At 56.0% G+C, this 12,305-nt stretch carries 11 protein-coding genes; 4 read left to right on the top strand and 7 right to left on the bottom strand.

What is annotated here, in order from left to right; all coding sequences use genetic code 11:
• Window positions 1-238: 238 nt before the first annotated feature.
• The gene (locus tag K3169_RS08225) at window positions 239-949 is read right to left on the bottom strand and encodes a tRNA-uridine aminocarboxypropyltransferase (protein WP_231665648.1); all 711 of its coding nucleotides are present in this window, start codon (window positions 947-949) and stop codon (window positions 239-241) included.
• A gap of 238 nt (window positions 950-1,187) precedes the next feature.
• On the opposite strand from K3169_RS08225, the gene K3169_RS08220 reads away from it, so the two are divergent.
• Window positions 1,188-1,598: a quorum-sensing-regulated virulence factor family protein gene (locus K3169_RS08220; protein ID WP_027901810.1), complete on the top strand. Its 411-nt coding sequence runs from the start codon at window positions 1,188-1,190 to the stop codon at window positions 1,596-1,598.
• A gap of 409 nt (window positions 1,599-2,007) precedes the next feature.
• Entirely contained in the window at window positions 2,008-3,123 is a 1,116-nt protein-coding gene (locus tag K3169_RS08215; RefSeq protein ID WP_263270939.1) for a TIGR00730 family Rossman fold protein, read from the top strand.
• A gap of 3 nt (window positions 3,124-3,126) precedes the next feature.
• Here K3169_RS08215 and recX read toward each other — a convergent pair whose 3' ends face one another.
• From recX to K3169_RS08200, 3 genes are all read right to left on the bottom strand, one after another.
• A complete protein-coding gene (recX, locus tag K3169_RS08210; RefSeq protein WP_231675597.1) occupies window positions 3,127-3,594 on the bottom strand; it encodes a recombination regulator RecX in 468 nt (155 codons plus the stop codon).
• A 6-nt stretch (window positions 3,595-3,600) separates the two neighbouring features.
• Entirely contained in the window at window positions 3,601-4,665 is a 1,065-nt protein-coding gene (gene recA, locus K3169_RS08205) for a recombinase RecA (protein WP_027901813.1), read from the bottom strand.
• A 93-nt stretch (window positions 4,666-4,758) separates the two neighbouring features.
• On the bottom strand, window positions 4,759-5,259 hold the full coding sequence (locus tag K3169_RS08200) for a CinA family protein (RefSeq protein WP_099269941.1): 501 nt from the start codon (window positions 5,257-5,259) through the stop codon (window positions 4,759-4,761).
• A 520-nt stretch (window positions 5,260-5,779) separates the two neighbouring features.
• Between K3169_RS08200 and mutS the strand changes: the two genes are divergently transcribed.
• A complete protein-coding gene (mutS, locus tag K3169_RS08195) occupies window positions 5,780-8,347 on the top strand; it encodes a DNA mismatch repair protein MutS (RefSeq protein WP_231675614.1) in 2,568 nt (855 codons plus the stop codon).
• Window positions 8,348-8,594: 247 nt separating this feature from the next.
• Complete coding sequence (gene fdxA / locus K3169_RS08190; protein ID WP_027901816.1) at window positions 8,595-8,918, top strand: ferredoxin FdxA; 324 nt, start codon at window positions 8,595-8,597, stop codon at window positions 8,916-8,918.
• Window positions 8,919-9,471: 553 nt separating this feature from the next.
• Here fdxA and rpoS read toward each other — a convergent pair.
• The 3 genes from rpoS to K3169_RS08175 form a co-directional block, all read right to left on the bottom strand.
• Window positions 9,472-10,488 carry an RNA polymerase sigma factor RpoS gene (gene rpoS, locus K3169_RS08185; RefSeq protein ID WP_027898782.1) on the bottom strand — a complete coding sequence of 339 codons (1,017 nt, stop codon included), beginning with the start codon at window positions 10,486-10,488 and terminating at the stop codon, window positions 9,472-9,474.
• A gap of 101 nt (window positions 10,489-10,589) precedes the next feature.
• Window positions 10,590-11,456, bottom strand: a complete 867-nt coding sequence (locus tag K3169_RS08180; protein ID WP_263270936.1) for a peptidoglycan DD-metalloendopeptidase family protein — start codon at window positions 11,454-11,456, stop codon at window positions 10,590-10,592.
• A 191-nt stretch (window positions 11,457-11,647) separates the two neighbouring features.
• Complete coding sequence (locus K3169_RS08175) at window positions 11,648-12,283, bottom strand: protein-L-isoaspartate(D-aspartate) O-methyltransferase (RefSeq protein WP_176560666.1); 636 nt, start codon at window positions 12,281-12,283, stop codon at window positions 11,648-11,650.
• Window positions 12,284-12,305: the final 22 nt, after the last annotated feature.

Genomic DNA, 12,305 nt, shown 5'->3' with positions numbered 1-12,305 from the left:
CCTGTACTGATTAAGTGAGCGCCGATCCATTCAGCACCCAGCACGGCATGGGCAGATGCCAGCAAACGTTTGTTGCAACAACACGCAGCCCCAGCCAGTCCTGCAAAAAACAAGCATCCGGCGCTTTGTGCGGCGCCAGCATGCCCAGCGAAACCGGGGTGGTCAAGCATTAACCCGGTAGCCAACGGCCGTTATTGTGCGCTCATCTGCGGGTAACTCGCAGCGCGACATCATCCGGTCAGAGAAAAGCCTTCAGGTGAGTATGGGACACATCATCTGAATCGATGGCTTTTTGATACTTCGCACCCAGATAGTGGGCAGTAAATACATCCAGATAGGCATCCAGCACACCACTGGCCTGCGTATCACCCGCCAGCTCAAGACACAATGCAGCCACTTCGGCGGTGCAGAAATGATCGTCACGTTTGGAGCGTCGCAGGCGGTAGCGGGACATCTGTTCCGGCTCAAGGCTGAGCACCGGAAAACGTTCAAGGTAAGGGCTTTTGCGAAACATCTTCCGCGCTTCGGTCCAGGTTGCATCCAGCAGGATAAACAGCGGGCGCTTGCCCTCCTCCTGCACGACCTGATTGACCACTCGCTCCGGGGCGACAAACTCTCCGGGGAAAACGATATAGGGCTGCCATTGGGGATCATCCAGCAACGCCAGTAATTGCTCGTCGACGTCGATGCGTGACCAGCCGAATGCATGGGTATCGTCGATCACATCGGCAATCAGCCAGCCGGTGTTCGTTGGCTTCAGCGGCTCGGTGTCATACATCAACAGGCACATCGCCGATTTTGCAGCCACACTTGGCTTCCATCCGCACAGACAGTATTCGGGGATGACCCGACACTGATTGCAGCGGGGCGCGCGCGACCCACGAGCAATAAACGGCTTGGTACTCTGCGCCAGTCGGCGGTCGCGCAGGCGAGAAACGGCGTGACTCATGAAGGCATGCGTCGATGAATGGAAAGCGTGAACACTGGAGTAACTCGGCGGGCTGAATAGTCCGCGCAGTTTATCAGAGCGGTGCCCCATCCGGCCCGCACTGTCGATGGATGAATCGCTTTCACTGCGCGTCATCCTTATACTTCCCCACCATTCATGCGCATCCAGCCCTGCTGCCTGCTGAACATACGTCCAAGTCACCGGTCCAACGGGCCAGTCACTGAATCAGGAGAATTTAATGCTGCGCCTTACCGTCCCTACTCTTACGCTGCTGCTCGCCGTCCCGTTCTTCGCCCAGGCGGCGTCGAAGCAGGATTTCGAATTGAGCAAAATGCTCGAAAAAGTTGCGAAGGAAAGCAGCGTCGGCACGCCACGGGCTATCAACGAGGACATTCTTGATCAGGGCTACACGGTTGATGGTAACCAGTTGATCAATCATTTGAGTGTTCGCGAAGGCCAGGCCCAGCAAATGCGCGCCAATCCCGATGCGGTCCGCAACCAGTTGGGCAACAGTGTTTGTCATAACAACGGCTATCGCCAGTTGATGACCAAAGGTGCTGTGCTGAAGTATCAATTCACCGAGTACAAGACCAACCGCCCCGTGACCAGCCAGGTCTTCAAGGCTAGCGACTGTTCGGTCAAGAAGTAAGGACGTACTCAGTCTCGTCCTGAGGACGCTGACATGTGGGAGCCGGGCTTGCCCGCGATAAGGGCGACTCGGTTCAACTGACACACCGAGGTGCCTGCATCGCGGGCAAGCCCGGCTCCCTCAGAACCGCTTTGGCATCGGGTTTGCAATGGTGCCTGCGTAAAATTGGTTTTAATAATGTTGGAGCGAGTAGCTGCTCCTACAAATCTCCGTCACTGCCCGCCAGTGCTCCGTGTGTCCTCTATTCCATCCGCCAACCCCCTCCCGGTTCGATCCGCGGAAATTTGATGCCATAAACAAACGTTGCCAGTTCCATGCAGGCTAGGCACATTATCGAATTGGAATAAGCGTCACGCTTCAGACGGCGATGCGAGCTGGAGCGATGATTTCGCGCACGGAGAAGCCCTTAATGCCCTATGTACCCAACGACCTTTTAAGCAGCCACTTCCAAAGTAACGGTAACGACCTCATCAGCAAGATCGAGGAGCAGATCAATCTGGTAGCCCCCAACAGCCCGAACCTTCCGCTTTACCGCGACATGATGCTCACTGTGCTGCGCATGGCTCAGGACGACCGCAATCGCTGGAACGCCAAAATCACGCTGCAAGCGTTGCGCGAACTGGACAATGCTTTCCGGGTACTTGAGCAATTCCGCGGACGTCGCAAGGTGACTGTATTCGGCTCGGCGCGCACGCCGGTTGAGCATCCACTGTACGCAATGGCCAAAGAGCTTGGCGCGCTGCTGGCCAAAGCAGATCTGATGGTCATCACCGGTGCAGGTGGCGGCATCATGGCTGCGGCCCATGAAGGCGCCGGGCTCGATCACAGCCTGGGCTTCAACATCACGTTGCCGTTCGAGCAACATGCCAATGCCACAGTGGAAGGGACCGGCAATTTGCTGCCCTTCCATTTCTTCTTCACCCGCAAGCTGTTCTTCGTCAAAGAGGCCGATGCGCTGGTGCTTTGCCCAGGTGGGTTCGGCACGCTCGATGAAGCGCTTGAAGTACTGACGCTGATTCAGACAGGTAAAAGCCCGCTGGTGCCTATCGTGCTGCTGGATGTGCCGGGCGGTAGCTTCTGGCAGAGCGCACTGGACTTCATCAAGAATCAGCTTGAAGACAACCGCTACATTCTGCCCAACGACATGAAGCTAATGCGTCTGGTCTACAGCGCAGAAGAAGCAGTTGAGGAGATTCATCAGTTCTACAGCAACTTCCATTCAAGCCGCTGGCTGAAGAACAAATTCATTATCCGCATGCATCATCCACTCACCGAGCAGGCGCTTGCGACCATGCAGGAAGCCTTCGCCGATCTGCGTCTGGCTGAAGACTTCCAGCAACATGCTTATCAGGGTGAAGAGCACGAGGCTGATTTCAGCCATCTGACGCGTCTGGTTTTTACTTTCAGTGGACGCAATCAAGGGCGTTTGCGGGAATTGGTGGACTACATCAATTTGTCGGAGAACCGGGCTCAGCCAAGAGCAGAGATGAAGATCCGGGAATCCGAATCTTCAAAGGAAACCTGAGAATCAGTCATCCTCGCCACGGCCGCTCAACAAGCGGCCGATCATATCCATTGGATAACCGCGATAACTCAGAAAGCGCCCCTGTTTAGCGCGCTCCCGCGCATCTGCTGGCAACTGACCGGCAAACTTGCGCTGCCAGGTTTCGTGCATCTTTTCCTGCCAATTGAAGCCACACTCCCGAATCGCCTGCTCGACTTCCGCCCGTTGCAGCCCTCTCTGGTTCAGCTCCTCACGAATACGTGCAGGACCGTAGCCCGAGCGTGCACGGTATGAGACAAAGCTTTCGAGATAGCGAGCTTCGGACAGCAGCCCTTCTTCCACAAGACGGTCGAGGGCGGGTTCGATGAGTTCAGGAGTTGCGCCGCGCTGACGCAGCTTGCGCGTCAGCTCGACACGACCGTGCTCGCGTCGTGCGAGCAGGTCCATTGCGGTGCGCCTTACGGCGACGGGTGTATCAAGTACCGCTGACATGATCTATCAGATATCAACGTCAGCTTCGGCCATGTCATCAGCTGGCGCTGGTGCACGGGAGGCTTCGGACTTGGTATCAACACCTGGGGTCAGCAGCTTCTCGCGAATCATCTTCTCGAGTGTGGCACCGACTTCCGGGTTATCTGCCAGGAACTTGGCCGAGTTGGCCTTGCCCTGACCGATCTTGCTGCCCTGATAGCTGTACCAGGCGCCGGATTTCTCTACGAAGCCATGCAACACGGCCAGATCAATGATCTCGCCATTGAGGTAGATACCCTTGCCGTAAAGAATCTGGAACTCTGCCTGACGGAACGGCGGAGCCACCTTGTTCTTGACGACTTTGACACGGGTTTCGCTGCCGACGACTTCGTCGCCCTCTTTCACAGCACCGGTACGACGGATGTCCAGACGGACCGAAGCGTAGAACTTCAGAGCGTTACCACCGGTAGTGGTTTCCGGGCTGCCGAACATCACACCGATCTTCATACGAATCTGGTTGATGAAGATAACGAGGCAATTGGCATTCTTGATGTTGCCGGTGATCTTGCGCAGCGCCTGAGACATCAGACGAGCCTGCAGACCCACGTGCATGTCACCCATTTCGCCTTCAATCTCGGCCTTCGGCACCAGCGCGGCAACGGAGTCGACCACGATCACGTCGATGGCGTTGGAGCGCACCAGCATGTCGGTGATTTCCAGTGCCTGCTCGCCGGTGTCCGGCTGCGAAACCAGCAAGTCGTCAACATTGACGCCCAGCTTGCCTGCGTATTCTGGATCGAGCGCATGCTCGGCATCGACGAACGCACAAGTAGCACCCATTTTCTGGGCCTGGGCGATAACCGAAAGGGTCAGCGTTGTTTTACCGGAAGATTCCGGACCGTAGATTTCAACGATCCGGCCTTTCGGCAAACCGCCAATACCCAGCGCGATGTCCAGCCCGAGCGAACCGGTGGAGATAGAAGGAATCGCTTGGCGGTCATGGTCACCCATGCGCATTACGGCACCTTTACCGAATTGACGCTCGATCTGACCCAAGGCCGCAGCCAAGGCTTTCTTCTTGTTGTCGTCCATTGAAGTCCTCACGTAATCAAATTCAATTAGGGGCCTGACGGCCACAACACCTGTATAAGTAGCCAGTATTATTCCACAGGGTTGAGCGCGCGCCTACCCCTGAGTTGGTATTTCTGCGTCGACAAGCTGGATCAGCCCTTCCAGCGCGGCCTTCACCGTTTGTCGGCGCACCTCGTCACGATCTCCGGCGAACTGTTCGCGACGGGAAATCAGCTTTTCACCCACACCCCAGCACAGCCATACCGTGCCAACCGGTTTCTCGATCGAGCCGCCATCCGGGCCGGCTACACCACTGACTGCCACGGCAAACCGTGCGCCGCTGTGACGCTGGGCACCCGACACCATGGCGCGCACCACTTCCTCACTGACCGCCCCGACACGAGCAAAGAGCTCGGCTGGCACTTGCAGCTGGAGATTTTTTTGATGATTGGAGTAAGTGACATAACCGGCTTCAAACCAGGCTGAGCTGCCGGGTATCCGGGTAATCGCCTCGGCAATGCCACCACCCGTGCAGGATTCGGCGGTAGTCACCTGAGCGTTGATTGATTGCAGATGCTCGCCCAGTGTCGCGGCAAGCCGGGTGATTTCATCCAAGGTGCTTTTCCTTTAGATAAGCAGGTAAAAGAAAGCCAGCTAAACCGTCACCGTACACGAGCGCTTTCAAGGTTCAAGCAGAAGCGGCCGCAAGGGACCGCTTCCTATGAGCAATCATTTGTCTTTCGGTTTCGGGCAGTGCGGTTTCCTGATGGTTTCGACAGTCGTTTCCTTGGGGCGACGACGAGCCTCTTCAATGGGAATGAAACGCCCGCTTCCGGAATCCCTTCCGCGCTTGTTAGCCATAAAAATTCCTTTCACATAGACGCCTGCTCGGGATTGAGTGGCGACGCAGCAAAGTCTATACAGCGATTTCAAATCTGTGGGCGCCTGGAAACGCGCCGTGACGAATAAGCCATTTTGCAGCGGGCCTGCGTCGCGAAGCCTCGCGTGGTAATCTTGCGCCCATCGCAAAACGCACGGACTTACCGACCTGTTAGCCCAAAGGGGATATCAGGCACGCCTCCGAATTTGCCCCATCTTTCTAACGAACTTGCCTAACTATCTGATGAATAAAGCAATTTCCGATCTCTCTTCACACACTCCGATGATGCAACAGTACTGGCGGCTGAAGAATCAGCACCCTGACCAGTTGATGTTCTACCGCATGGGCGATTTCTACGAAATCTTCTACGAAGACGCGAAGAAAGCCGCCAAATTGCTGGACATCACCCTGACAGCCAGGGGCCAGTCCGCCGGTCAGAGCATCCCCATGTGCGGGATTCCGTATCACGCTGCCGAGGGTTATCTCGCCAAGCTGGTGAAGCTCGGTGAATCCGTGGTGATCTGTGAGCAGGTTGGCGACCCGGCGACCAGCAAAGGCCCGGTAGATCGTCAGGTAGTACGCATCATCACCCCCGGCACTGTGAGCGATGAAGCTCTGCTGGATGAGCGTCGCGACAATCTGATCGCAGCCGTATTGGGCGATGAACGTCTGTTCGGCCTGGCGGTAATGGACATCACCAGTGGCAATTTCAGCGTGCTGGAAATCAAGGGTTGGGAAAACCTCCTCGCTGAACTTGAGCGCATTAACCCGGTAGAGCTACTGATTCCGGATGATTGGCCACAAGGCCTGCCAGCGGAAAAACGTCGTGGCGCGCGCCGTCGTGCACCATGGGATTTCGAGCGTGACTCGGCACTCAAAAGCCTTTGCCAACAGTTCTCCACTCAGGACCTGAAAGGCTTCGGCTGCGAAAACCTGACCCTCGCCATCGGTGCCGCGGGCTGTCTACTGGGCTACGCCAAGGAAACCCAGCGCACTGCCCTGCCGCATTTGCGCAGCCTGCGTCACGAGCGTCTGGACGATACCGTCATCCTTGATGGTGCGACCCGACGCAACCTGGAACTGGACACCAACCTGGCCGGTGGTCGCGACAATACGTTGCAATCGGTGGTTGATCGTTGCCAGACCGCCATGGGCACACGCTTGCTGACCCGCTGGCTGAATCGTCCATTGCGCGACCTGTCGATCCTCAAGGCACGCCAGTCGTCGATCACATGCCTGCTGGAACGCTATCGCTTCGAGAATCTGCAACCGCAACTCAAAGAAATCGGCGACATTGAACGAATCCTCGCGCGTATTGGCCTGCGTAACGCCCGACCACGGGATCTGGCACGTCTGCGCGACGCACTGAGCGCGCTGCCTGAGCTGCAAGTGGCGATGACCGAGCTTGAAGCGCCGCATCTGCAGGAGCTGGCAAGGATCGCGGGTGTCTATCCCGAGCTGGCCGACCTGCTGCAACGCGCCGTCATTGATAACCCCCCAGCGGTAATCCGCGACGGCGGCGTTTTGAAGACCGGTTATGACGCCGAGCTGGACGAACTGCAGTCTCTGAGTGAAAACGCCGGACAATTCCTGATTGATCTCGAGGCCCGTGAAAAAGCGCGTACCGGGTTGGCCCACCTGAAAGTTGGCTACAACCGGATCCACGGCTACTTCATCGAGCTGCCAAGCAAACAGGCCGAACAGGCACCTGCGGACTATATCCGTCGACAGACGCTGAAAGGCGCCGAGCGCTTTATCACGCCTGAACTGAAAGAATTCGAAGACAAGGCGCTGTCGGCCAAGAGCCGTGCGCTGGCACGAGAAAAAATGTTGTACGAAACGTTGCTGGAAGACCTGATTGGTCATCTTGCGCCGCTGCAGGACACCGCATCGGCACTTGCCGAGCTGGATGTGCTGAGCAACCTGGCCGAGCGCGCCCTTAATCTTGATCTGAACTGTCCGAAGTTCGTCGATGAGCCTTGCATGCGCATCGATCAAGGTCGCCACCCGGTGGTAGAGCAAGTGCTGACCTCACCGTTCGTGGCCAACGATCTCGACCTTGATGACAAAACCCGAATGCTGGTCATCACCGGCCCGAACATGGGCGGTAAGTCCACCTACATGCGCCAGACCGCACTGATCGTGCTGCTGGCCCATATCGGCAGCTTCGTACCAGCGGCGAGTTGTGAATTATCGCTGGTTGACCGGATCTTCACGCGGATCGGTTCCAGCGATGACCTTGCTGGCGGACGCTCGACCTTCATGGTGGAAATGAGTGAAACGGCCAACATCCTGCACAACGCCACGGACCGCAGCCTGGTACTGATGGATGAAGTGGGACGCGGCACCAGCACCTTCGACGGTCTGTCATTGGCATGGGCTGCGGCAGAATGTCTCGCCCAGTTGCGCGCCTACACTCTGTTCGCCACGCACTATTTCGAGCTGACTGTGCTGCCTGAAAGCGAACCGCTGGTCGCAAACGTGCACCTCAACGCAACAGAGCACAACGAGCGAATCGTGTTCCTTCACCGGGTGCTGCCAGGGCCAGCCAGTCAGAGCTATGGCCTGGCCGTGGCCCAATTGGCGGGGGTTCCAGCCAACGTCATTGTCCGGGCGAAAGAGCATCTACACCGGCTGGAGACCACCAGTCTGCCCCACGAACAACCTCGTCCCAAAGCAGGTAAACCGGCTGCGCCTATGCAGAGCGACATGTTCGCCAGCCTGCCGCATCCGGTGCTCGAAGAGCTTTCCAGGGCAAAACTCGACGATGTCACGCCACGTCAGGCGTTAGAGTTGTTATATGCACTGCAAACTCGCATCTAACGAGAACCGTAACAAGCTGTTAGAATCCCGCGCGGTTTGAGACGCTGACAGCTTTTAGCCTGGCTGAGCAGTTGATCCGGGCCGCGTGAGACGTAGCGAACCCAAGGTCGAACGCCCTGTCGTGCAGTCGATCTGCATTCAGCAGCGTTTACCTAATGCATGTGTTTCACACGGCACGGGAGAATCCCGAACCCGGCAACCCTAAACCGAAGGGCTCTGCTGTCGCCGCCTGAGGAGAGAATTAGAAATGACCTTCGTCGTCACCGACAACTGCATCAAGTGCAAATACACCGACTGTGTGGAAGTCTGTCCGGTGGACTGCTTCTACGAAGGCCCGAACTTCCTGGTGATTCACCCGGATGAGTGCATCGACTGTGCGCTTTGCGAGCCTGAATGCCCCGCTAACGCCATTTTCTCGGAAGATGAGATCCCTGCCGGGATGGAAAACTTCATCGAGCTCAACGCCGAGCTCGCGGACGTCTGGCCGAACATCACCGAGAGAAAAGACGCATTGCCAGACGCAAAAGAGTGGGACGGCAAAACCGGCAAGATCGCAGATCTGGAACGCTAAGAATTCCCGGCTGTTGAAGAAGGCCCCTTTCGGGGCTTTTTTTGTAGGCGTCGTCCGGACTTGAAAGCACTTTTCTCCAGACGAAAAAAGGGGCGGTATGACCCGCCCACATTTTTTCCCTAATCCTTTTAATCCCTTTCATCATCCTGATGAATCGCGTCCTGCGATGTCCTTGACTGTCTTCCTTGACGGCCTGTGCCCATCCGTGGGCACAGTTCTGATAGTAGTGATTTTTACGGCGCGAGCAAGCAGGTTAAATCTTTCAAGATCTTCCAGACCTGAACCGATCTAAAAATAAAACCATATTTATCAACAACTTAATAAACTACTACACTCGAAAAAGCCGATGTTGTTCACGGTATTTCGCAAAGACTTACAGCACGCGTAAGTAATGGCTTACAACGAAAGAGTCAAGTTACGAACCGACCGTGCAGTATTTGAAAAGCCACTAATGGCAGCCAGCTAGTTTCCCGTGCAATAAAAAACACCCCTGAACGGGGTGTTTGTTTTGTATGAAAGATAAACACACAGTTTATCTTCATGAACATTCACATCATTGAAACAATGACTCGCTCGACAGACCATTTTTTTCGAGGATCTCACGCAGACGCTTGAGGCCCTCTACCTGAATCTGTCTGACACGCTCGCGGGTAAGGCCGATTTCCAGCCCTACATCTTCAAGCGTGCTGCTCTCATGTCCGCGCAAGCCGAAACGCCGTATCACGACCTCTCTCTGCTTGTCGGTCAGCTCTGAGAGCCATTGGTCAATGCTCTGTGAAAGATCATCGTCTTGCAGCAACTCACACGGATCGGTAGGGCGATCATCGGTCAGGGTATCGAGCAATGTCTTGTCGGAATCCGGACCGAGAGAAACGTCGACAGAGGAAACCCGCTCATTCAGACCAAGCATGCGCTTGACCTCACCCACCGGCTTTTCAAGCAGGTTGGCGATTTCTTCGGGAGAGGGTTCGTGATCGAGTTTTTGCGTCAGTTCGCGAGCAGCCCGCAAATAGACGTTGAGTTCTTTGACGACATGAATCGGTAACCGAATGGTGCGGGTTTGATTCATGATCGCACGCTCAATGGTCTGACGAATCCACCATGTCGCGTAGGTTGAGAAACGGAATCCACGTTCCGGATCGAATTTTTCGACTGCTCTGATGAGCCCGAGGTTGCCCTCTTCGATCAGGTCCAGCAATGACAATCCACGATTCACATAGCGCCTGGCGATTTTTACCACCAGCCGGAGATTGCTCTCAATCATGCGTTTGCGCCCGGCCGGATCACCTTTTTGCGAGAGCCTCGCAAAATGGACTTCTTCTTCCGGGGTGAGCAACGGGGAGAACCCGATTTCATTGAGGTACAACTGGGTCGCATCAAGCGCCCGGGTGTAGTCGATATATTTGTGCTGTTTGAGTGATGTGGAGTTTTTGGTTCTGGATCGGGGAGCAGAGGCAGCATGAGTCTGCTTCTCGTCCGTTTCAAGCTCCGACTCCAGAACGATGCCGGTTTCCATAAGGAGAACCTCATCGTCGATGTCAAACTCCGGCGCTTCTTTGCTAAGAGCCATTGTTATAGTCCTTTGGTGAGTTCGACCTCAAGCTCCAGCGACGCCAGTTCCATGGCAACGCTTGAGCCTGTCCCTCTACGCCAGGAACAGGCTGGCAACAATCAACGACGTGGCAGGAATTGCAGCGGATCTACAGGCTTACCTTGGCGGCGAATCTCAAAATGCAGCTTCACCCGGTCAGTTCCCGTTGACCCCATCTCGGCAATCGTCTGCCCAGCTTTGACCTGTTGCCCCTCCCGAACCAACAGCCTACGGTTGTGGCCGTAAGCACTTACGTAGGTATCGCTGTGTTTGATGATGACTAATTCGCCGTAGCCCCGCAACCCACTCCCGGCGTAAACCACTGACCCATCAGACGCAGCTAAAACAGGCTGTCCCAAATCTCCAGCGATATCAATGCCTTTATTCAAACTACCGTTTGAAGAAAATTTCCCGATCAAAACACCGTTCGACGGCCACGTCCAGCCCTTGGGAGACGGCCCGGCAGGCACTGTAGAGCTGCCCGCTGGAGGCGGAACCACCGTCACCGGCTTGGAAATAACCGTGGTTTTCACAGAGCCAGAAGGACTTGTTGTCGTTGAAGTCGTCGTGGACGCAACAGGTGGACGCCCGGTTCCAGATGAACTCGCGACGGCCGACGATGTTGAATTTGAACGCCCGTCGAAGCGAATCGTCTGACCCGGACGAATCGTGTAGGGTTCAGGAATCTGATTACGCGCCGCCAGCGCCTTGTAGTCCCAGCCGTAACGGAAGGCAATGGAAAAAAGCGTATCGCCACGACGGACGACATATTGTCCGGTGGTCACAGTTGGACGCTGAGGGGCAGCATTGTTATTACGATCGACAACACGCACGCCACCGGACGGCGCACTGGAACAACCGACCAAGAGGACACTGAGCGCAATGCCAATCACCAGCCGCTGAAAACTTGTTGAATAACTACGCTGCCGAATGACTGTGCGACTCACCCGCCACTCCCTTTACTGGTGACTGAATTAAAGATGCCTATTGTGCCGTAATAACGGCTGGCAGCTACTGCTTAATGCTTTGAAGCCAATGGATACATCAGGGCTCGCCGTTTCTCGAGCTCAACTGCGCTGCCGGCCCTCAATGCCATGAGGTAGACAGGCGGTGGTGCGCAGAATTCAGTGAGTTGTCATCAAGCCAGCGGACCATTGAGCAAAGGTACAAAACGTACCGCTCCCAGCACATGCCGGGAGAACCCGTTTTCCTCACGCACAATCAGCATCAACTGCTGCACCTCGCCCGATCCGACCGGGATAACCAATCGCCCTCCGGGTGCAAGCTGGTCGAGCAAAGCTTGCGGCACGTCGGTTGCTACGGCGGTCACGATAATCCCGTTGTACGGTGCCAGCGCCGGCCAGCCTTCCCAACCGTCGCCCCAGCGAAACACGACGTTGCGAAGGTTCAGCTCAACCAGACGCTCCTTGGCGCGATCCTGCAGGACCTTGATGCGCTCAACCGAAAACACACGCTCTACCAACTGTGCCAGCACGGCAGTCTGGTAGCCGGAACCGGTACCGATCTCCATGACCTTGTCCAGAGGACCTGCCGCCAACAGCAGCTCGCTCATGCGCGCGACCATGTAAGGCTGAGAAATGGTCTGGTTATGACCAATCGGCAGCGCCGTATCTTCGTAGGCGCGATGAGCCAGAGCTTCATCGACAAACAGATGCCGCGGGGTCTTGCGTATGACTTCCAGCACCTGCGCGTTGGACAGCCCTTCATCGTAGAGACGTTGAATCAGACGCTCGCGAGTCCGCTGGGAGGTCATCCCGATTCCACGACGTAACAGA

Source organism: Pseudomonas phytophila (assembly GCF_025643095.1).
GTDB classification, from domain to species: Bacteria; Pseudomonadota; Gammaproteobacteria; order Pseudomonadales; family Pseudomonadaceae; genus Aquipseudomonas; species Aquipseudomonas quasicaspiana.
The sequence above is the reverse complement of the archived record's forward strand: the minus strand, read 5'-3'. Positions and strand labels throughout refer to the sequence as shown.

Bases quoted from the DNA above. Each gene is read 5' to 3' on its own strand.
- K3169_RS08225 (WP_231665648.1), bottom strand. From the start codon at position 949: ATGAGTCACGCCGTTTCTCGCCTGCGCGACCGCCGACTGGCGCAGAGT.
- K3169_RS08220 (WP_027901810.1), top strand. From the start codon at position 1,188: ATGCTGCGCCTTACCGTCCCTACTCTTACGCTGCTGCTCGCCGTCCCG.
- K3169_RS08215 (WP_263270939.1), top strand. From the start codon at position 2,008: ATGCCCTATGTACCCAACGACCTTTTAAGCAGCCACTTCCAAAGTAAC.
- recX (WP_231675597.1), bottom strand. From the start codon at position 3,594: ATGTCAGCGGTACTTGATACACCCGTCGCCGTAAGGCGCACCGCAATG.
- recA (WP_027901813.1), bottom strand. From the start codon at position 4,665: ATGGACGACAACAAGAAGAAAGCCTTGGCTGCGGCCTTGGGTCAGATC.
- fdxA (WP_027901816.1), top strand. From the start codon at position 8,595: ATGACCTTCGTCGTCACCGACAACTGCATCAAGTGCAAATACACCGAC.
- rpoS (WP_027898782.1), bottom strand. From the start codon at position 10,488: ATGGCTCTTAGCAAAGAAGCGCCGGAGTTTGACATCGACGATGAGGTT.
- K3169_RS08175 (WP_176560666.1), bottom strand. From the start codon at position 12,283: ATGACCTCCCAGCGGACTCGCGAGCGTCTGATTCAACGTCTCTACGAT.